Annotated in this window: 18 protein-coding genes; 8 read left to right on the forward strand and 10 right to left on the reverse strand. The window is 64.7% G+C overall.

The genetic code is table 11. The annotated features are described in order from the left end of the window. Position 1: 1 nt before the first annotated feature. From FPZ08_RS02460 to FPZ08_RS02490, 7 genes are all read right to left on the reverse strand, one after another. On the reverse strand, positions 2 to 1270 hold the full coding sequence (locus tag FPZ08_RS02460; protein WP_146288516.1) for an efflux RND transporter periplasmic adaptor subunit: 1269 nt from the start codon (positions 1268 to 1270) through the stop codon (positions 2 to 4). A gap of 14 nt (positions 1271 to 1284) precedes the next feature. Next, positions 1285 to 1833, reverse strand: coding sequence for a PadR family transcriptional regulator (locus tag FPZ08_RS02465; RefSeq protein WP_146288517.1), 549 nt, complete (start codon positions 1831 to 1833; stop codon positions 1285 to 1287). 131 nt (positions 1834 to 1964) lie between these two features. Continuing rightward, a complete protein-coding gene (gene cysQ, locus FPZ08_RS02470; protein WP_146288518.1) occupies positions 1965 to 2795 on the reverse strand; it encodes a 3'(2'),5'-bisphosphate nucleotidase CysQ in 831 nt (276 codons plus the stop codon). Between the two features lies 1 nt (position 2796). Further along, positions 2797 to 3669 (reverse strand): carboxylating nicotinate-nucleotide diphosphorylase, encoded by an 873-nt coding sequence (nadC, locus tag FPZ08_RS02475; RefSeq protein WP_146288519.1) that lies wholly within the window; start codon positions 3667 to 3669, stop codon positions 2797 to 2799. 290 nt (positions 3670 to 3959) lie between these two features. Then, the gene (locus FPZ08_RS02480; protein WP_146288520.1) at positions 3960 to 5231 is read right to left on the reverse strand and encodes an AGE family epimerase/isomerase; all 1272 of its coding nucleotides are present in this window, start codon (positions 5229 to 5231) and stop codon (positions 3960 to 3962) included. Between the two features lie 134 nt (positions 5232 to 5365). After that, positions 5366 to 6316 carry a class 1 fructose-bisphosphatase gene (locus FPZ08_RS02485; RefSeq protein WP_146288521.1) on the reverse strand — a complete coding sequence of 317 codons (951 nt, stop codon included), beginning with the start codon at positions 6314 to 6316 and terminating at the stop codon, positions 5366 to 5368. Positions 6317 to 6533: 217 nt separating this feature from the next. Continuing rightward, a complete protein-coding gene (locus FPZ08_RS02490) occupies positions 6534 to 11216 on the reverse strand; it encodes an NAD-glutamate dehydrogenase (protein WP_146288522.1) in 4683 nt (1560 codons plus the stop codon). Between the two features lie 305 nt (positions 11217 to 11521). Between FPZ08_RS02490 and FPZ08_RS02495 the strand changes: the two genes are divergently transcribed. Next, positions 11522 to 12550, forward strand: coding sequence for a sulfate ABC transporter substrate-binding protein (locus FPZ08_RS02495; protein ID WP_146288523.1), 1029 nt, complete (start codon positions 11522 to 11524; stop codon positions 12548 to 12550). A 167-nt stretch (positions 12551 to 12717) separates the two neighbouring features. Here FPZ08_RS02495 and FPZ08_RS02500 read toward each other — a convergent pair whose 3' ends face one another. From FPZ08_RS02500 to FPZ08_RS02510, 3 genes are all read right to left on the reverse strand, one after another. Then, positions 12718 to 13002, reverse strand: coding sequence for a DUF6894 family protein (locus FPZ08_RS02500; RefSeq protein WP_146288524.1), 285 nt, complete (start codon positions 13000 to 13002; stop codon positions 12718 to 12720). Positions 13003 to 13094: 92 nt separating this feature from the next. After that, positions 13095 to 13646, reverse strand: coding sequence for a flavin reductase family protein (locus tag FPZ08_RS02505; RefSeq protein ID WP_246132784.1), 552 nt, complete (start codon positions 13644 to 13646; stop codon positions 13095 to 13097). A gap of 148 nt (positions 13647 to 13794) precedes the next feature. After that, positions 13795 to 14397 carry a superoxide dismutase gene (locus FPZ08_RS02510; protein WP_146288525.1) on the reverse strand — a complete coding sequence of 201 codons (603 nt, stop codon included), beginning with the start codon at positions 14395 to 14397 and terminating at the stop codon, positions 13795 to 13797. A gap of 198 nt (positions 14398 to 14595) precedes the next feature. On the opposite strand from FPZ08_RS02510, the gene FPZ08_RS02515 reads away from it, so the two are divergent. The 7 genes from FPZ08_RS02515 (at position 14596) to FPZ08_RS02545 (ending at position 21093) form a co-directional block, all read left to right on the forward strand. Continuing rightward, positions 14596 to 15198 (forward strand): helix-turn-helix transcriptional regulator, encoded by a 603-nt coding sequence (locus tag FPZ08_RS02515; RefSeq protein WP_210246876.1) that lies wholly within the window; start codon positions 14596 to 14598, stop codon positions 15196 to 15198. Beyond that, on the forward strand, positions 15195 to 15686 hold the full coding sequence (locus FPZ08_RS02520) for a group III truncated hemoglobin (protein WP_146288526.1): 492 nt from the start codon (positions 15195 to 15197) through the stop codon (positions 15684 to 15686). The genes FPZ08_RS02515 and FPZ08_RS02520 overlap by 4 nt, the downstream gene beginning before the upstream one ends. A 367-nt stretch (positions 15687 to 16053) precedes the next feature. Continuing rightward, on the forward strand, positions 16054 to 16923 hold the full coding sequence (gene cysT / locus FPZ08_RS02525; protein ID WP_146288527.1) for a sulfate ABC transporter permease subunit CysT: 870 nt from the start codon (positions 16054 to 16056) through the stop codon (positions 16921 to 16923). Then, positions 16913 to 17782 (forward strand): sulfate ABC transporter permease subunit CysW, encoded by an 870-nt coding sequence (gene cysW / locus FPZ08_RS02530; RefSeq protein ID WP_146288528.1) that lies wholly within the window; start codon positions 16913 to 16915, stop codon positions 17780 to 17782. Before cysT ends, cysW begins: the two co-directional genes overlap by 11 nt. A gap of 18 nt (positions 17783 to 17800) precedes the next feature. Then, the gene (locus FPZ08_RS02535; protein ID WP_146288529.1) at positions 17801 to 18838 is read left to right on the forward strand and encodes a sulfate/molybdate ABC transporter ATP-binding protein; all 1038 of its coding nucleotides are present in this window, start codon (positions 17801 to 17803) and stop codon (positions 18836 to 18838) included. A gap of 144 nt (positions 18839 to 18982) precedes the next feature. Next, positions 18983 to 20605: a GGDEF domain-containing protein gene (locus tag FPZ08_RS02540; RefSeq protein ID WP_146288530.1), complete on the forward strand. Its 1623-nt coding sequence runs from the start codon at positions 18983 to 18985 to the stop codon at positions 20603 to 20605. Beyond that, complete coding sequence (locus tag FPZ08_RS02545) at positions 20602 to 21093, forward strand: GAF domain-containing protein (RefSeq protein WP_146288531.1); 492 nt, start codon at positions 20602 to 20604, stop codon at positions 21091 to 21093. The genes FPZ08_RS02540 and FPZ08_RS02545 overlap by 4 nt, the downstream gene beginning before the upstream one ends. The last annotated feature ends 118 nt before the right edge of the window (positions 21094 to 21211 follow it).

Consider the following 21211-nt stretch of genomic DNA (forward strand, 5'->3'; position numbering starts at 1 on the left):
ATCAGACGCTTTCTTCGCTGGCGGTGGGAGCTTTGGCTTCCGTGGCATCCACGGCCTGGCCGGCGGTCACGTTTTCCTGCCCGACGGTGATCACCGTGGCGCTGAGCGGCAGCCCGGTGACCCACACGCCGGCGCGGGTGTCGCTGACGATGGTGATCGCATGGAATGCCACCACGCCGTTTTCGACAGTGCGCACGCCCAGCGTGCCCTCGTCGTCAAGCGTCAGCACCGACTGCGGCAGCAGGTGGCCGGGGGCGGTGCCCAGGGTCACGATGGCTTCCGCCGTCACGCCGTCGCGGATCGACAGGTCTTCATTGGCGAATTCGATTTCGACCGGGAAGGAGCGCGTCGCATTGTCGGCAACGGCCGAAATGAACGTCACCTTGCCGTCCACCTTGGCGCCGGGCACCGTGGTGATGACCGCATCGAGACCGAGCTTGGCCAGGTCGATGCGCGATTCCGGCACCTGGCCGAGGAAGAGCATGGGGTTGAGCTGCACGATCGTCGCGCAGGGCTGGCCCTGGCCGAGCATGGAGCCTGCAATGGCCAGCGGGTCCTGCACGACACCGGCCACCTTGGCCTTGATTTCGGTGCGGTCGAGTTCGGCTTCGGCGTTGTCGAGGCCGGCCTGTGCCGATGAAAGGGAAGCCCTGGCCCCGCTCAGCGCGACTTCAAGGTCACGCGCGGTATTGGGGGCAGCGAGGCCCTTGGCCCGCAATTCGGCATTGGTGTCGAAATTGGCCTGGGCCTGCTGCAGGCCGGCATCGGCCTGTTCGAGCCCCGCCTTGGCCTGCGCCACCGCGGCAGCGCGCGTGCCCTGGTCCAGCGTGCAGAGCAGGTCGCCCACATCCACCGACTGGCCCTTGGTCACATGCACCACGTCGACAATGCCGGCGGTTTCCGCCACCGCGCCAACAGTGGCCTTGGCCTGGGTGCGCCCGCGCAGCGGCACGTCGATCTTCATCGGCTGGGCCACATAGGTCACGGTCTGCACGGTCGGCAGGGGCGCCGACGCGCCGCTTTCCTGCTCATTGCGCTGGGCAATGGTCAGGTGCGGGTCGGTTGCAGGATGGGGATGCTCGGCCAGCACGCCGGCTTCGGCGAGGGTCGTGTGAAGGGGGCCGTTTTCCTGGCCCTCGATCACGGAAATGATCGGCTTTTCGCCATTGCCGGGGCCCTGGCCGCCGACAACCAATGTCCCTGTTGCCAGCCAACCGCCGATCCCGAGCAGGATCAGAAAGGCCAGGCCATAGGAAAACAATACACGCATTGAGATTCGCCCCTTTACTCAGCCGCGTCTTTTTTCGGCTCGGCTTTCGCCAAATTGATCAGTTCGTGCATATGGGAGCGCATGTGCCGTTCGGCAACCTCCATAATCGCACGTCCATAATTGATGACCCATGTGTCACCCGCATTGCTGCCGCGTTCGTTGAACGCCTCCTCAAGCTTGCGATGACTGTCTATGGTTCGTTGCAGGAATTCATTGGCCCTTGCCTCGACCAGTTCGCGCGGCAAAATATGCGCGAAACGGGCAAACAGCAGGAACGGGCTGCGGAACACGTCGTCGCCAAGCGGTCCGGCCAGTTCCTCGGCAAAGGCCGTGCGGCCCGCCTCGGTAATGGAATAGACTTTCTTGGCCGGCTTGCCGACCTGCTGTTCGGTCCGGCTGGTGACGAGACCCTCGTCCTCCAGCTTGGCGAGGGCAGGGTAGATCGAACCGAAGCTCGCTTCGACGAAGTAGGCGCATTCGCCTTCGACGCAAAGCCGCCGGATTTCATATCCGGTCGCTTCGCCCTCGTAGAGGATCGATAGACAAAGGGTTCTGACATTCATGCGCTGACTCCGCCGGGCCATATGCCGGGCCGATATATGCCGGTCCTGTATAGGTTCGGCGTGAATCGCGCAAGTTCTGTGACCCAACAGATTGGGTAGACCAGTTAAGATCAGGTTGCATGGCTGGCGATTTAACCCAGCAATCGGGCCATTTCCACCGCCGCGCGCTGCGCCAGCGCATTGCTGGCAGCCGCCACGAAATACGGGTTGAGGAAAGCCAGGTCTCCCTTGCCGTAGCGCATGCGCTGCCCATCCAGCGTGATCACCACGCCACCCGCCGCTTCCAGCACCGCCTGTCCTGCCGCCGTGTCCCATTCCGACGTCGGGGTGAAGCGCGGGTAGAGCTGGGCATCGCCGCGCGCTAGCAGGCAGAATTTCAGCGATGAGCCGACCGATACATCGGCCTCCACATCCAGCGTCTCGCACAGAGCCGCCAGCGCCGCGTGTCCATGCGACCGGCTCGCCACGATGCGCAGCCGCTCCCGCGAAGCCACGGAAATCGACTGCTTTTCCGATGCGGCCCCATCAGTCGTATTGCAGAACCACGCCCCCGAGGCATCGCCGATAAAGGTTTCCCCGCTCACCGGCGCCAGCACCACGCCGAGCACTGGCACGCCTTGTTCCACCAGCGCGATATTCACCGTGAATTCGCCATTGCGCTTGATGAATTCCTTGGTCCCGTCCAGCGGATCGACCACGAAATAGCGCTGCCCCAGCTCAGGAATAATCCCGGCCGCCACGCTTTCCTCGCCCAGCACCGGAATGCTCGTCGGCAGCAGCATATCGAGGATAACGGCTTCCGCCGCCCGGTCGGCCTCTGTCACCGGCGAGCCATCCGTCTTGGCCACTGCCGCGATGGGGCGCGCATAGACATCGAGGATCACCCGCGCCGCGGCCATGGCCGCATCCAGCACCAGTGCGGTCAGTGCCGCATCAGTCGGCGCCTGCCCGACAGGGGCCATGTCAGCGCTCCACCACCACGTCGAGTCCCAGGTCGAGCGGCGTGGCCGCCATGGTGATCTGGCTGGTGGAAATGTAGTCCACGCCCGTTTCGCCGATCGACCGCACCCGGTCCAGCTTCACCCCGCCCGAGGCTTCCAGCTTCGCCCGCCCGGCATTGACGGCCACGGCCTGCCGCAGCGTTTCATTGTCCATATTGTCGAGCAGCACCACGCGCGCCCCCGCCGCCAGCGCCTCTTCCAGCTCCGCCAGCGTGGTCACTTCGATCTCGATGGCCACCAGATGCCCGGCAAATGCCTCGGCCGCCTGATAGGCCGCCGTCACGCTCCCGGCCACCGCGATATGGTTGTCCTTGATGAGAATGGCATCATCCAGCGCATAGCGGTGATTGGCCCCGCCGCCACAGCGCACCGCATATTTCTGGAACGCCCGCAGCCCCGGCGTCGTCTTGCGCGTATCGCAGATCTGCGCCCCGGTCCCCGCCACCGCATCGGCATAGTCCCGCGTCAGCGTGGCAATGCCGCTCAGATGGTTGAGAAAGTTCAGCGCCACACGTTCTGCCGACATCACCAGCCGGGCAGGGCCGGTCACCACAGCCACTACATCGCCCGCCGCCACCTTGTCGCCGTCAGCCACTTCAGGCGTAAAGCTCACGCCATCGCCCACCAGCCGAAACGCCGCCGCCGCCAGGTCCAGCCCCGCGATCACCCCCGGCTCCCGCGCCGAAAGGCTGGCCGTCGCCCGAGCCTCGGGCGCCAGCGTCGCCTGGCTGGTCAAATCCCCCGCCAGCCCCAGATCCTCCTCCAGCGCAGCAGCCACCGCACGCTCCACCAACAGGCGCGGCAATTCGGCAGGCAGGCGATTGGATCGTGACATAAGCAAGCTCCCTCAACTGTCGCTGCTCTACGCGCACACTGCCGCACTGGCAACCCGCCACCCCACCTTGGGACGGATGAGGCCGGCCTACCCCTCTCCCCTTGTGGGAGAGGGTGGAAATCCGCGTCCAGCGGATTTCCGGGTGAGGGGGCTGCGTCATCCCATGCTTCGATGCTAGCGGAGCGCTCAGCGCCCCCTCATCCGCCCTTCGGGCACCTTCTCCCACGAGGGGAGAAGGGAGCTCGGTATTCGTCCCAAGAGCGGAGTTTCCCTCGCCCCATGTCCCCGCCTCACACCAAATGCTTGGCCGTATGGTCCGCCTCGATAATTCCCTTCGTCAGGCTTCCCGTCGTCGGATAGAGCGGGATCAGGCAGGCCTGCAGCGCGTGATAGATATCCGGCTTGCCCACGAACAGGCGCGAGGTCGGTGTCAGGTCTTCCTTGAGTTCGCTGAGCCAGCCGCCGCGCTGGTGGTCGATCACATGGTTCTCGGCATAGTCCCAGAGCTTGCGATACCAGGCCTGGAAATAGTCCTCATTGTCGAAGGCCGAGATATAGGCGGCCGCCCCGATGGCCTCGCTCACCGGCCACCACAGCTTTTCCCGCATGATCGGCTTGTTGTCCCAGTCCAGCGTATAGAAAAATCCGCCATGCACGCTGTCCCAGCCCAGCTCGATCGACTGGTGGAACAGGGCGCGCGCCGCGCCCGTCATCCAGCTCAGCCGCTTCTCACCCAAGACCCACAACTGATACAGCAGCCGCGCCCATTCCAGCCAATGCCCCGGCGTCGTGCCGGAAGGGCGGAACATTTCATTGCCCTCGTAATTCCTGTCGAGCACCCAGTTCTCGTCGAAATGCTCGGCCACCCGATGCCCCAGCGGCACGGCATGCTTGAGGATGATCAGCTCGGCGATCCGCTCGGCCTTGGTGAGGTAGTCTCGGTTGCCCGTGGCCTCGAAGGCCGCCATCAGCGCCTCGGTCATATGCATATTCGCATTCTGCCCGCGATAGGGCAGGAGCTGGGACCAGTCGTGATTATATTCGTCGCGCACCGAGCCGCTTTTCTCTTCCCAGAACCGCGTATTGATCACCTCGGTCACATCGGCCAGCATCTCCTTGGCCAGCGGATGCCCCACCAGGCTCGCGCTCGATGCTGCCAGCAGCACGAAGGCATGGCCATAGGCCTGCTTGGCCCCATTGGTCACCCCGGCATCGTCGAGGCTCCACACATAGCCGCCCCGGCGCGGATCGCGATGCCTGTCCCAGATATAGCGCATACCATGATCGACGATTTCGTCCGATCCCGGCCGTCCGATCAGGCTGCCCAGCACCGCGCAATGCACCATGCGCGTGGTGACATGGATTTGCCTCGTGGCATTGTCGGCATCGAGCGGATTGCCGTCATCATCCAGCTCGAAAAACCCGCCCTTGGGATTCATCGACGGCGCTTCGAAGAAATCGAACAGGTTATTGGCCTGCCGCATCAGATACTGCCGATGAAACGGCCGGTTCGGCCACGGGCTCGAATTGGTCTTGGGCAGCGTCAGCTTGGCGTCGGTCATGATAACTCCCGGCCGGCAATGTCACGCACCGGCTCCTCATAAGTCGAGCTATAGCGAGGGTTTAGCAACGTTGCAATTCTGCGCGAGCCTTGCAGTAGACCTCATGGTGAGCCTGTCGAACCACGAGGTCGTGGCTACCCCCGCGCGTACCAACCCTCCACTCGCTCAACCTCTTCCGCCGACCCCAAAATCACCGGCACCCGCTGATGTATCCCCGTGGGCATCAGCTCGAGTATCTTCTCCTGCCCGGTCGTCGATTTCCCACCCGCCGCTTCCACCAGCAGCGCCATCGGATTGGCTTCATACAGCAGCCGCAACCGCCCGCCCTTGCTCACCGTCTCGCTGTCGAGCGGATACATGAAAATCCCGCCCCGCATCAAAATCCGATGGATATCCGCCACCATCGAACCGACCCAGCGCATATTGTAGCGCTTGCCCGCCGGCCCGGTTTCCCCCGCAACATTCTCGGCCACATAGCCCCGCGTCGCCGCGTCCCAGAACCGCTCCCGCGCCGTATTGATCGCATATTCCCCCGAAGCCGGCGCCACCGTCACCCGCTCCACCGTCAAGACGAACGTGCCGCTGCCATCCAGCGTGAACACCGCTGTCGAAGCCCCGAAAGTCAGCACCAGGCTCGTCGCCGGCCCATAGGCCGCATAGCCCGCCGCCAATTGCGCGCTGCCCTTCTGCAACAGGCCCTTGCGCGCATCCAGCACCGAAAAAATCGTGCCCACCGTGACGTTTACGTCGAGATTTGAAGAGCCGTCCAACGGGTCCGTCGCCACCATGAACCCGCCCTGATTCTCGATGTGAACCGCTTCATCCAGCTCTTCCGACACCAGAATCGAAATCTCGGGATTCTGCCTTATGTGATTCAAAACAATGTCGTTTGAGATCACATCAAGCGCCTTCTGCGCCTCCCCCTGCACATTGGTCGCCCCCGCCAGCCCCGTCTGCCCCGCAATCGGCGCGAGCCGCAACACAGCTGCAATCTCAGCGCTCGCATCAGCCATGGTGGCGACCACCGAGGCAAGCTTTTGGTCGACAGGCTGTGCAGCAAGCCATTGGGCGAGGGTCGTGGTCATGGGCGCTCTCGGTGCAGGGGAGGGATGTTCCACTCTCCCCATACGAGGCGGCAAGACAAGGCCGACTTTGGCATGGTGCCACGCCCTCGTGGTTCGAGGGTCGCTACGCTCCCGCCTCACCATGAGGGCTGTTGATACACCGAGTGCTCAGTAGTCCTCATGGTGAGGTGCGAGCCCTTCGCGAGCCTCGAACCACGAGGGCGTGCCCCTATGCCCCTCAAACCTCCTGCGCCAGATCCGCCAGCAACCCCGCTGCCACGCTCAGCCGCGACACCGTCAACTCGCCCTGCGTCAGCTCCGCCACCGCCGCCGCCGTCCGCGCAATGCCCGGCCGTGCCGTCCATCCGTCCAGCCCGCCTTCGCTCTTGAGCACATCGGCCGTCAGGTCGCGCTGCGCCCGCATCAGATTGGCCAGCGCCCGGTCCAGCGCCATGCGGTCGAACCGGTCGCTGAGCAGGATTTCGCGACCCTGCTCGATCACCGGCCACAGTTCGAACGCGGCGAACACCCCGAAGAAGGCCGCCGCCCCATCGGCCACCGAAACGCCCGACCGCTCGCTGACCAGCACGATATCGCTGGCATAGCTCAGCACCGGCAATTCGGCGATCCGCCGCGCCAGCGCTTCAGGCACGCCTTGTTCGGCCAGTTCCACCACGCGCATGGCAATGCCCTCGGCCAGCGAAGCGGGCAGGGTGCTGTTCAGCATCACCCGCAGCGCCGAAACGCCCGCGGCATGCCGCTCCACCAGTCCGGTCAGCCCCTGCGTCACGTCGGCATTGCGCAGGAACCACAGCGTTTCCTGCCGCAGCAGCGCCATCACCTCGGCATAAAGCTCCAGTTGAACCGCCCCGCCCACCGCGCCATCCAGCCGGTCCACCGCAGCGTGCAATTCGCCCAGCCCATAGGCATCGCGCGTCGCCGCATAGGCCAGGGCCACTTCGCCCGGGCTGGCGCTGGTCGCCGCCGTGAGTTCAGTCACAAAGGCCGGCCCGCCGCGATTGATCATCGCATTGGCCAGCACCGTGGCGATCACCTCACGCTTCAGCCGGTGCCCCGCCACCGCTTCCGGATAAGCCGTATGCAGCGTTTCGGGGAAATAGCGGTAAAGCTCGCCCGCCAGATACGCATCGTCGATCGATTTGCCCTCAAGCAGGTCGGCATAAAGCGTCAGCTTGGCATAGGCCAGGATCACAGCCAGCTCCGGCCGCATCAGCGCCTTGCCCCCATTGGCCCGCGCATCCAGCACGGCGTCACTGGGCAAGAATTCCACCGCCCGGTCCAGCAGCCCGCGCTCTTCCAGCCGTTCGATCAACTCGCGGTGGTCGGGCAATTCGCCCAGCCCGCTCCGCTCGGCCAGCGACAGCGCCAGCCCCTGCAAGTAGTTGTTGCGCAGGCAGAGCGCCGCCACCTCGTCGGTCATCGTTTCGAGGAACGCATTCCGCTTTTCGATCGCCAGCGAGCCATCAGCCAGCTTGGGCGCCAGCGCGATCTTGATATTGACCTCGAGATCGCTCGAATTCACGCCCGCTGAATTGTCGATGGCGTCGGTATTGATCCGCCCGCCCTTCAGCGCATATTCCACGCGCCCGCGCTGCGTCACGCCCAGATTGGCGCCTTCCCCCACCACCTTGGCCCGCACATCGCTGCCGGTAATGCGGATCGCATCATTGGCCCGGTCGCCCACCTCGGCATTGGTCTCGAGGCTCGCGCGGATATAGGTCCCGATGCCGCCGAACCACAGCAGGTCCACCTCCGCCTTGAGAATGGCGGTCATCACCTCGCCCGGCGTCGCATGCGCCACGCTCAGCCCCAGAGCCGCCTGCATTTCCGTGCTCAACGGGATCGATTTGAGCGAGCGCGAAAACACTCCGCCACCGGCAGAGATCAGCCCCTTGTCATAGTCCTGCCAGCTCGAGCGGGGCAGGGCGAACAGCCGCTGCCTCTCGGCCATGCTCACCGCCGCGTCGGGATTGGGATCAATGAAGATGTCGCGGTGATCGAACGCCGCCACCAGCCGCGTCTGCGGCGACAGCATCATGCCATTGCCGAACACGTCGCCGCTCATGTCGCCCACGCCGACCGCCGTAAACGGCTGGCGCTGGATATCGCGATCCATTTCGCGGAAATGCCGCTTCACCGTTTCCCAGCCGCCCCGCGCCGTAATGCCCATTTCCTTGTGGTCATAGCCGGCCGAGCCGCCGGAGGCGAAGGCGTCGCCCAGCCAGAAGCCACGCGATGTGGCAATCCCGTTGGCCGTGTCCGAAAAGCTCGCCGTGCCCTTGTCCGCGGCTACCACCAGATAGGGGTCATCCCCGTCACGCCGCACCACGTCCCGCGGCGGCACCACTTCGCCATTGACCAGGTTGTCGGTCACGTCGAGCAATGCCCCGATGAAGATCGTATAGGCCGCCGTGCCTTCCGCCTGGAACGCCTCGCGCGCCATGCCCGGCACCAGCCTTTTGGGCGCAAAACCACCCTTGGCGCCCACGGGCACGATCACGGCATTCTTCACCTGCTGCGCCTTGACCAGCCCCAGCACTTCGGTGCGGAAATCCTCCGGCCGGTCCGACCAGCGGATGCCGCCGCGCGCAATGGCGCCGAACCGCAGATGCACGCCCTCCACGCGCGGCGAATAGACCGAGATTTCCCGATAGGGCCGCGGCGCGGCCATGCCGTCCACCTTGGCGCTGTCGAACTTGATGGCCAGCGCCGGCATCCGCCCGCCATCCGCATCCCGCTGGAACGCATTGGTCCGCACTGAGGCTTCCACCAGGTTCTGGAACCGGCGCACGATCGTGTCTTCATCCAGCGAGGCCATGGCGTCCAGCGCCGCCGCAATCCGGCCGCGCGCCGCGTCCGCCGCCGCTTCGCGGTCGGCTTCATCGGGGTCATGCAGCGCGTTGAACAAGGCCACCAGCGCCGCCGCCGCCTCGGCCTGCTTCACCAGCACGGCCGCGATATAGCGCTGCGAATAGGATATCCCCACCTGCCGCAGATAGCGCGCCAGCGCCCGCAGCAAAGCCGCATCGGTCCAGCCCAGCGCGGTCCGGCTCACCAGCGTATTGAGCTGGTCGCTCTCGGCCAGCCCGTCCCACACCGCCAGCAGCCCCGCCTCGACGGCATCGCCCCGCGCCGCAGTATCGAACGCGCCGCCATCGGCCGGCGCCAGCACCATGTCGTGAAGATATCGCTCCACCCCGTCGCGCGGCACCACCGTATAGGTCCGCTCGTCGATCACCCGGAACCCGAACGCCTCCAGCATCGGCACGCGGTCGCTCAGCGGAATGGCGCTTTCCCGGTGGTAGAATTTGAGCCCCAGCGCGCCATCGGCCCCCTTGCGCTCCCGCAGGCGTATGGCCACGCCCGCGCCATCGCCCAGCCCGCGCAACACGGCAATATCCTCATGCGCGTCAGCCGCCGTATTGCGCGATTGATACGCCGCCGAAAACGCCCCGCGATAGTCACTGATCGAAGCCGGGTCGTCCGCCGTCGCCAGCAGCATGTCGCCGAAATTGCTGGTCAGCGCATCCACGCGCGCTTCCAGTTCCCCGCGGCTTGGCTGCGGCGTCGGCCCGGAAACCCGGCCGATGATCACATGCAGCCGCACCAGCTCCCCCTCGGGGAAATGCGGATAAAACGCCGAAACTCGCCCGTCATAGGCCTGCGCTAGGTAGCGCGTAATGCGCGCCCGCGCTTCCCCGTCATAACGGTCGCGCGGCACATAGACGAGGATCGAGACGAAATTGTCGAACCGGTCGATACGCGGCAGCACCCGCACCCGCGGCCGGTCATAGAGCCCGGCAATCGCCCCGGCAAATTCGAACAATTGTTCGCTGCCGATCTGGAACAATTCGTCCCGCGGATAGGAATCCAGCGCGCTCAGCAGCGCCCGTCCATCATGCCCCAGCGGGTCCACGCCCGATTTGCGCATCACCTCGGCAATCTTGCGGCGGATAACAGGCACTTCGGTATGCGGCGTCGCCTGCGCCTGCGCCGTGAACAGGCCCACAATGCGCAATTCGCCCAGCGCCTTGCCGCCCTCGCCAAACAGCTTGATGCCCACATAATCCATATGCGCGCGCCGATGCACCCGCGCCCGCACATTGGCCTTGGTGACCAACAGCGGCTCGTCCGAGCCCATGAAGGCGCTGTGCTGCGGCGTCGTTTCCACGAAATTGGGCCCGCTGCGCAGCACCCGCATATCCGGGTCGCGCAATATGCCCAGCCCGCTGCCATCAACCGGCTCCAGCCCGTCGCCAGCAAGCCGGTATTCGCGCATGCCCAGGAAGGTGAAATTGTGCTCGATCAGCCAGTCGAGAAAGCGCAGCGGCTCGTCCTTGCCCGAAGCCGGGCTCCGCTCCAGCGCGCCAATGGCCTGCCGCAGCCGGTCCAGCATCGGCTGCCAGTCGCGCACCGCCTGCGTCACCTCGGCCATCGTGGCCTCGATTTCCGCGGTCAGCGCATCCACATCGGCCACCGGATCGCTGTGGATATGCAGCACGCTCAGCGCCTGCCCGCTGGCCTCGCTCACCGCGCCGCCTTCCATGCGCACCACCGGGTGGGTGAACATGCGCACCGTGCCGCCCGCCGTCCGCAAAGCCGCCAGCGCGCTGTCCACGATGAAGGGCATGTCCGGCGAAATGATATCGAGCACCAGCGGATCGCCAGATTTCTGCGGCAGCGTAGCCGTCAGCCGGCTGTTGTCGCCCGAATAGGCCAGCAATTGCGCATAGGAATGCCGCAACGCGGCCTCAAACTGCTCCGGCTTCTGGCGCCCCAGGTCTTCGCTGTCGGTGGCCAGGATGGCCGCCTTGAAGAACCGGGCAAAGCCCGCATCACCATCAGCCAATGCCGCAGCCCGGTCCAGCAGTGCCGGACGGTTCGATTGACCCATATCCATTCATCGACTCCCCAACTCGCCTGACCACTCTAGCAGCCTGCCTGCCCCTGTCTGCCATCCCTTCGCACAATAGTGACGCTCCGCGATGCCTCGGTGACATCGGCCATAAAATTAGCGCTTCGGTCATACTCTGGAATGAATTTGCGCAATAATGCGTATCGGACCCCTCACGATGGTCCTTTTCTCGATCCTGTTACGAATGCAGCAAAATGTTTTCTCCGCGCCGCGATTGGCGCGAGTGCTCGCCTTGCGATACACTACTCGTCTGGTAGTCTTTTACTCATTCGATCTCAGCGGAGACAGAGATGAAGAACGCACCGAAATTTATTGCCTATGCTGCCCTCGCCGCGTCCCTGACGTTTGGTTTCGCGGTGACGGCGCATGGTCAGGACCGCACGCTGATCAATGTCAGCTACGATCCCACCCGCGAGCTCTATCAGCAGTTCAACGAGGCCTTTGTCGCCCACTGGCAGGAAACCACCGGCGAAACGGTCGCCGTTCAGGTGACCCATGGCGGCTCCGGCGCCCAGGCCCGCACCGTCATCGATGGTCTGGAAGCCGATGTGGTCACCCTGGCGCTGGAATCCGACATCAACGCCATTTCCGACGAGGCGCCCAACCTGATCCCGGCCGATTGGCGCGGCACGCTCGAAAACAACAACGCCCCCTATACCTCGACCATCGTCTTCCTGGTCCGCAAGGGCAATCCCAAGGGTCTCGCCGATTGGGGCGATCTGATCCAGGACGGCGTCGAAGTCATCACGCCCAATCCCAAGACCTCGGGCGGCGCCCGCTGGAACCTGCTTGCCGCCTGGGCCTGGGCCAAGGCGCAGCCCGGCGGCTCCGACGAAACCGCCCAGGCCTTCGTCACCGAGCTCTATAAGCACGTCCCCGTGCTCGATACCGGCGCCCGCGGCTCCACCACCACTTTCGTCCAGCGCGGCATCGGCGATGTCCTGCTCGCCTGGGAAAACGAGGCCTATCTGGCGCTCAACGAACTCGGCCCCGACGCCTTCGACATCGTGACGCCCTCGATCTCGATCCTGGCCGAACCCCCGGTCGCCCTGGTGACAGGTAATGCCGAGAAAAAGGGCAATACCGACCTGGCCCAGGCCTATCTCGAATATCTCTATTCCCCCGAAGGCCAGGCCATCGCCGCCGCCAACTACTACCGCCCCTTCAAGCCCGAATTGGCCAACCCTGATGACATCGCCCGCTTCGGCGAGGTCAACCTCGTGACCATCGAGGATTTCGGTGGCTGGCGCGAAGCCCAACCCCACTTCTTCGGCGACGGCGGCATCTTCGACCAGATCTACACCGGCACCCCACAGTAAGCGCCAGACATCAACGCCGGCCCTCGAGGCCGGCGTTTTTGTTTGAACTGGGAGTGAGCAATCACGAGTGGAGCCACCCCTCGCCCCTTGCGGGAGAGGGTGTAATTTCTTCGTCCAGAAGAAATTACGGGTGAGGGGTTCTCTCCACGAGTCCGACACGCGTGAGGCTAGTGCACCGTCGTCGGCGGCATCTCGGGAATTTCCTCCCCGTCACTGCCCACCTTCGGCCCCGCCCAGAACACCAGATACAGCAGCTCTTCCCCCGCTGCGTCGGTGATCTCGATCGACCGCGGTATCCGCGTATCGCCGCCCGTGCTCGCCGCGCGCTCGACAATGGCCTTGGCCAGGGCCGCCGCATTGTGCTCGGCCGCTTCCAGGTCCGGCAGCTCGCTGCCGTCAGTGTCGCGGATCAGTTCGTCATCGGTGCGATAGTGAAAATAGAACCGGGGCATAAGGGCCTCCCTCGACGGAGGAAACGTCAAAGCCGGCAGGGAGTTGCCGGCGCGACGCAATCGATTGTGTGAGCTTGGCAGCTTCGCGCCCGTCAGTCGAGCCCGGTTAGCCCGCGATAATCGTGCCGCTGCCACAGCAGCGGCGAGCGGCTGGCCGTCGTCTCCGTCTCGATGATGGCGCCGGCAAACAGCACATGGGTGCCCGTCTCGATCGAGCCGATCACATCGCAATCGAGCGCCGTCACCGCTCCCAGCAACATCGGATGCCCGGACGGCCACTGGCTCCATTGCCCGGCATTGAACCGCTCTTCCGGCTCCACCCGCCCGGCAAAGGCATCGGCCACCGCGGCCTGGTCATCCGCCAGCAGCGCCAGCGAAAAGCCCCCGGTCTTGGCGATCAGGTCGGCCAGCCGGCTCATGATGTCGATGGAAATCAGCACGGTCGGCGGGTTCATCGACAGCGACAGCATGGACGTCACCGTCCGCCCGATCCGCTCGTCGCCGCGTCGCGCCGTCACCACGCTCACTGTTGTCGCCATACCGGACATGGCGGCTCGGAATTCGGCATTGCCCACCACCGGTTGCCGGGGCGGACGCAGGCGCATGGCGTCGGGCAGGTCGAAATCGGCCATAACTATATTCACGATTCTTCTCGACGTGCGTTTGTTCTACCCAACGGGTCGTCCCCGCGAAAGCGGGAACCTCTGTTTTGACCGACCCATCCCACCCACGATGTCACCCCGGCCTTGAGCCGGGGTCCATCTTGAGATTTGGGAGCGGCCGCCGGGACACCTAGCCCAGGTTCGCTTCCGCGAATTCATAATTCGCCAGCTTGTCGAGGAAGTTGCTCACATAATCCGGCCGCCGATTGCGGAAATCGACATAATAGCTGTGCTCCCACACATCGAGCCCCAGCAGCGGCTTGCCTTCGCCCGTCGCCAGCGGATTGGACCCATTGGCCGTCTTGGTCACCTTGAGCTTGCCATCCGTCCCCAGCACCAGCCAGGCCCAGCCCGAACCGAACTGCGTCGTCGCGGCGGTCTTGAACGCATCCTTGAACGCATCCACCGAGCCGAAATCATCAGCGATCTTGCTTTCCAGCTTGCCCGGCAGGGCGCCGCCCTTGGGCGACAGCGCATTCCAGAAATGGATGTGGTTCCAGTGCTGCCCGGCATTGTTGAACACCGGCGCCAGGTCCGCCTTGCCATTGGCAAAGGCAATGATCTCTTCCAGCGACTTGCCGGCCAGGTCGGCATTTTTCTCCACGAATCCGTTGAGCGCGGTCACATAGGCCTGGTGATGCTTGTCGTGATGCAGCTCCAGCGTTTCCTGGCTCATGCCGCGCTCGGCCAGGGCAGCATGGGCATAGGGCAGGGCGGGAAGTTCAAAAGCCATTTCGGGTTCCTTTCGCTGGATCGGGGATGCGACAACTCCGGCGCTTGCATTCCGCCGCGTCGCCGTTTATTCCAAGTGATGACTTTGAAAACCGCTGGCGCCAATATGTCAAGCCACAACTTGGAAAATGTTGCCCCACGCGACGCAACCACCGAAAGCGTGAGCTGGTCGCCGCGCAGCGCGGCCGAGCGGGTGCTGATGGCGCTCAAGATGCATGGCGCGCTGTCGGCTTCCGCCCTCGGCACCAGGCTCGGCACCACAGGCGAAGCCGCCCGCCAGCAGCTCGCCCGTCTCGCCGAGGACGGCCTCGTCGTCGCCACCAGCGAAGCCAAGGGGGTAGGGCGCCCCACCCAGAGCTGGAGCCTCACGCCCGCTGCCCAGTCGCGCTTTCCCGACACCCATGCCGCGCTGACAGTGCAACTGCTCGGCATCATCAAGGGCTCGCTGGGCGAAGAGGCGCTCGATACCCTGATTTCCATCCGCGAGGCCGAAACCCGCGCCGCCTACGAGACCGAACTGGCCGACCGCACTACCCTGCGCGACAAGGTCGCCGCCCTGGCCGATCTGCGCTCCGCCGAAGGCTATATGGCCGATTGGCGCGAGGAGCCCGACGGTTCCCTTGTTCTCATCGAAAATCACTGCCCCATCTGCGCCGCCGCCACCGCCTGCCAAGGCTTCTGCCGCGCCGAGCTCGACGTTTTCCGCGCCGTACTTGGCCCCGGCGCCGAAATCGTCCGCAACGAACATATCGTCAATGGCGGCCGCCGCTGCAGCTACGCCATCCGCGAGGCTGACGCATGAGCGACTCCAATCCGCGCCCACCTGTCGGCACCCGCCACCAGCGCGTCGGCTGGGAAACCCCCGAAGGCCTCGACGAAGCCATGATCCGCGCGGTGGTCGACAGCTTCTACGCCGATGTGCGCCGCGATCCCCTGATCGGCCCCATCTTCAATCGCATCATCGCCCCCGAAGCCTGGCCGCATCATCTCGATCTCATCGCCGATTTCTGGAGCTCCATGCTATTAGGCACTGGCCGCTACGGCGGCCGGCCCATGCCCAAGCACATGGCTATTCCCGAATTGGCCGACCCCCATTTCATGCGCTGGCTGGCTTTGTTCCGCCGCACCGTGGAAAGCCTCTGCCCGCCCGATATCGCTGCGCTCTTCGTCGAGCGTTCCGAGCGCATCGGCAATTCCTTCCGCATGAACATCGCCATGCGCCGCGGCGAAGACATCACCGCCATGGCCCCCCTCCAGCGCGAAACCCCGCTCTGGACCCCGCCGCGCTAGTTGAAGGCGCGATTTCTTTCTATCGGCTCCTGCCCACCCTCCCCCTTGAGGGGAGGGTAGCGGCGCCTGGCCCGTAGGGCCTTGGCAAAGCTAGGGAGGGGGTGTCGAGGGTTCCACGAACGAAACCTTTGCGGAACCTCTGGCTGCGCCCACGCACCATTATTCTCCCCATCCCCCAATCCGCCGCCTCAAACCCCGCCGAAATCTTCCCAGCCCCGCCATTCTGGAAATTTTTTCTCTCCACATTTAACCAAACGCCATTGCTGAACCTTGAGAAACTCGACTGGGACGATAGAGTTATTGTCGCCGAACCGGGTTGAGAGGTCGACATGTACTGCGCCGAATCTGCCGCATCCAGGGCCGCCGCTTGAGCGCCGCCGTTTCGCTTGCGCCACGTCGGGGCTGGAGTTTTCGCCAACCCAGTGTCATCCCGGGCTTCGGGCTGACGCTCGGTTTCACGCTGACCTATTTCTCGCTGATCATCCTCATCCCGCTGCTCGCGCTGGCCATCCGCTCCGCTGGTCTCGGCCCCGAGGGCTTCTGGAAAGCCGCCACCGATCCGCGCGTGCTCGGCTCGCTCCGCGTCAGCTTCGTCACCGCGCTCATCGCTGCTGGCGTCAATGTCGTCTTTGGCACGCTGATCGCCTGGGTCCTGGTGCGCTACCGCTTCCCCGGCCGCCGCATCTTCGATGCCATCATCGACCTGCCTTTTGCCCTGCCCACCGCCGTCGCCGGCATTGCGCTGACCGCTATCTACGCCCCCAATGGCACGATCGGCGCCCTGTTCGCGCCGCTCGGCTGGCGCATCGCCTACACCCCGGCCGGCATCGTCATCGCCATGATTTTCATCGGCCTGCCTTTCGTCGTCCGCACCATCCAGCCCATCCTCGAAGAGGTGAGCCATGAGGTCGAGGAAGCCAGCGCCACCCTCGGCGCCAGCCGCTTCCAGACCGTCATCCGCATCATCCTGCCCAGCCTCATGCCCGCCATTCTCACCGGCTTCGCTCTGGCTTTCGCCCGCGGCGTCGGCGAATACGGCTCCATTATCTTCATCGCCGGCAATATCCCCTTCGTCTCCGAAATTGCCCCGTTGTTGATCTATATCCGCCTGCAGGAATTCAACTATGTCGGCGCCACCGTCATCGCCACGGTCATGCTGCTGCTGTCCTTCGCGCTGCTCTTCGTCATCAACCTGATCCAGGCCTGGTCGCGCCGGAGGTATGGCTATGGCAACTAAACTGCGCGCCCGCCTGCACCGCCGCGTCTCGCCCACCAGCGAAAGTCCCCTCGTTCAGTGGACGTTAATTGGCATTGCCCTGGCCTTCATGGCGGTTATCCTGCTGCTGCCGCTCTACGCGGTCTTCCACGAAGCCTTCGTCAAGGGCGTCGGCGCCTTCTTCGCGGCACTCGGCGAAAAGGATGCGCAGGCCGCCATCCGCCTCACCTTGCTGGTTGCCGCCATTGCCGTGCCGCTCAATGTCGTCTTCGGCCTCGCCGCCTCCTGGGCCATTGCCAAGTTCGAATTCAAGGGCAAGGCATTCCTCATCACCCTGATCGACCTGCCATTCTCGGTTTCCCCGGTGATTTCCGGCCTGGTCTATGTGCTGCTGTTCGGGGCAGGGAGCTTCCTCGGCCCCTTCCTCAAGAGCTACGGCATCGAAGTGCTCTTCGCCTTGCCGGGCATCGTGCTCGCCACCATTTTCGTCACCTTCCCCTTCGTCGCCCGGGAACTCATCCCCCTGATGCAGGATCAGGGCACCGGCGACGAGGAAGCGGCGCTCTCGCTCGGCGCCAATGGCTGGCAGACCTTCTTCCGCGTCACCCTGCCCAATATCAAATGGGGTCTGCTCTATGGCGTGCTGCTCTGCAATGCCCGCGCCATGGGCGAATTCGGCGCTGTCGCCGTGGTCTCGGGCAAGATCCGCGGCCAGACCACCACCATGCCCTTGCAGGTGGAAATGCTCTACAATGAATATAATGCTGCGGCGGCCTTCGCCCTGGCGTCGCTGCTGGCCTTGCTCGCGCTGGTCACGCTGGTACTCAAGACGGCTCTGGAATGGCGTTTCGGCGACGAAATCGCGGCCGGCGGTCACTAATTACGGGATTAGGTGTCTATGGAAGTTCGCGTTCAGAACGTGCGCAAGGAATTCGACCGGTTTCCGGCGCTGCACGATGTGTCGCTCGATATTCATTCGGGCGAGCTGATCGCATTGCTCGGTCCCTCGGGCTCGGGCAAGACCACTCTGCTGCGCCTCATTGCCGGCCTCGAAATGCCCACCCAGGGCAAGATCTTCTTCGGCGATGTCGATGCGTCGGAAAAGAGCGTGCAGGAGCGCAATATCGGCTTCGTGTTCCAGCACTATGCCCTGTTTCGCCATATGACGATCCTCGAAAACATCTCCTTCGGCCTCAAGGTGCGCCCGCGCTCCACCCGCCCGCCCGCAGGTGAAATCCGCCGCCGCGCCATGGAACTGCTCGATCTCGTCCAGCTCTCCGGCCTCGAAAAGCGCTATCCCAACCAGCTTTCCGGTGGCCAGCGCCAGCGCGTCGCTTTGGCCCGCGCCCTCGCCATCGAGCCGGCCGTGCTGCTGCTCGACGAACCCTTCGGCGCCCTCGACGCCCAGGTTCGCCGCGAACTCCGCAAATGGCTCCGCGAAATCCACGACCGCACCGGCCACACCACCGTCTTCGTCACCCATGACCAGGAAGAAGCCCTCGAACTCTCCGATCGCCTCTGCGTCATGAGCCAGGGCCGGATCGAGCAGGTCGGCACCCCCGACACCGTCTACGATCACCCCACATCCCCCTTCGTCTTCGGCTTCATCGGCGAATCCAGCACGCTCCCGGTCGTCGTTGAAAACAACGAACTTTGGGTCGGCGGCCGCGCCATCGGCCTGCCCGCCGGCGATGCCAGTCCGGGCAATGCCCGCCTGTTCTTCCGCCCGCATGATGTCGATCTCATCGAGGCCGATGCCTCGCTGGCCGGCGTCGTCAATACCGCGCGCCGCGTTGGCGGCACCCGCCGTGTCGAGCTCGAAATCGGCGGCGCCGGCCATCTCGTCGAGGTCGATCTGCCCTTCGACCATCCCGCCGGCGAAAAGACCCGACTCTCCTTCCGCCCCCGCCGCTGGAAACTGTTCCCGGCCGAATGATCGGCCGGCGGTATCGATTGCATCGGGACGAATCCGTTCGACTGCTAACCATCGGTCCCGCCTGCAGGATTTGCGGGATGTTAGTGTTCTGGCGACGGAATCCGGTTATGCTGGAACTCATTCGATGCGCCGGGGAAACGCCCAGTGTCAGAACTGACTGCTGCCGTAGTTGATGGGTTTACGCGGGGAACGCATCTGTTGCGCGCCGGGCTCTGCGACGAGGCCATGGTGGAGTTCCGCGCCGTCTATGCCCAGGCCGAAGCCGGCGACGACGGCGAAGTCATGGCCGCCTGCCTCTGCGAAATGGCCTGGTGCTGCTACAAGCTGGGCCTCATCGAGCAGGGCCTGGAATGCGCCATGGGCGCCCGCTGGCTCCGCCGCCGTCAGGACAACAAGGTCGAGCTGGCCCGCGCCTTGGCCGTGGAGGCCATCCTCTTTCTCGATCTCGGCTTCAGCGACGAAGCCTTCGATCTCGCCGAGGAAGCCGTTGCGCTGGCCGAGGCCGATGAGGATTCCGCTGTCCTGGCCTTCGCGCTCAATGCCAAGGGCATCGTGCTGACCGTCTGCCGCGAAATCGACATGGGCATGGACCTTATCGAGCGCGCCGTCTCGGTCGCCGCCGACCACGCCAATCTCGCCGCCGAAGCCTATTATCTGCTCAATCTCGGCTTCTGCCACGCCAAGATCGCCGAGGAAGCCGACAAGTTCGGTGAGGAGGAGCGCGCCATCGGCGAGCGCGAGGCGGCCATCGAGCTGACTGAACAGGCCATCGCCAAGGCCGAGAGCAGCGGTGACCACTGGAGCCTGCGCGTCGCCCTGGCCAACACCGCCGAAATGTTCGGCCTCGAGGGGCGCTACGATCTGGCCCTCGAATATCTCGATCGCAGCGCCCAATTGCCCGGCGATCCGGGCGTCAGCCTGCGCATCCACTATCTCTATACCCTGGGCGATGTCCTGCTGCGCGCCGGCCAGCTCCACAAGGCCCGCCTCGCCGTAACCGAGGCACTCGCCTTGGCCGACGAAAGCCACCAGATTGACCATCAGGTCAATACCGCCCACAAGCTGGCCGAAATCCTCGAAGCCCTCGGCGATACTGCCGATGCCCTGGCCTTGCACAAGCGCTTCCACACCCTCTATGTGCGCCAGTCCGGCGAAACCGCGCGCCGCCGCGCCCGCATCGAGGAAATCCGCGCCGAAACCGAGCAATTGCGCAGCCGCGCCGCCACCCTGGCCGATCAGGCCCTCAGCGACCCGCTGACCGGCATCGCCAATCGCCGCAGCTTCGACCAGATCCTCAATCGTCTCGCCGGCACGCCCGTGGCCATCGCCATTGTCGATCTCGACAACTTCAAGGCGGTCAACGACCATTTCTCCCACATCGTGGGCGATGCCGTGCTGCAGCGCGTGGCCCGCACCATGGTCGCCCAGATCGGCCCCCACGGCCATGCCGCCCGTCTCGGCGGCGAGGAATTCGCCCTGATCTTCCCCGACGCCCCCGAAGTCACCGCCGCCGCCTTCTGCGAGGGCGTGCGCGTCGCCATCTGCTCGACATCATGGTCCGACCTGGCGCCGGACCTGGAGGTGACCGTCAGCATCGGCCTCGCCACCGGCAATGGCAGCATGCCCTCCGCCGAACTGCTGCAAATGGCCGACAACCGTCTCTATGTGGCCAAGGCCAATGGCCGCGACCGGGTGGTGTGCGGCGATGGCCCGGTCATCGCGCCCATGCCCGCCACGTCAGGCGAACGCCGGCGGTGGCGCGCATGACCGCCCCGTTCCGCGCTTTCGAGGAAAGTCTGGCCCGCTACACCGATCCGGCCGAAACGGGCAGGGCGCTGCACGATCTCGCCGCCACCCTCATTCCCGCGCGTCTGTTCACGCTCACGGCCATCAACATGGCCGCCATGCAGGTCCGCCGCGTCTATTCCAGCCATCCCGACGCCTATCCGCTGCTCGGCACCAAGCCCATCGTCATGGATGACTGGTTCCGCGCCATGCAGACCGAGCGCCGCATAACCGCTATCAACACCGCCGCAGGCATGGAGGGCGAATTCCCCGACCTCACCCTGATCCGCGCCCTCGGCTGCAACAGCTCCCTCAGTATCCCCATCATGGCCGGCAACGACCTGCTCGGCACCATCAACGCCCTCGACGCCGAAGGCAGCTACCCGCCCGAAGCCATCGACCGCGCCGCCGACCTGATCATCCCGGCCACAGCGGTGTTCCTCATCCTGCGCAGCCATTTCGAGCTTTAGACATGGTCCACCCACCAGGCTCACCCATGAGGCCGGTTACCCCCTCTCCCCTCGTGGGAGAGGGTAGAAATCCGCGTCCAGCGGATTTCCGGGTGAGGGGGCTGCGCTCTCCCATGCT

The sequence above is a fragment of the Devosia ginsengisoli genome, assembly GCF_007859655.1.
In the GTDB taxonomy this organism is placed as follows: Bacteria; Pseudomonadota; Alphaproteobacteria; order Rhizobiales; family Devosiaceae; genus Devosia; species Devosia ginsengisoli.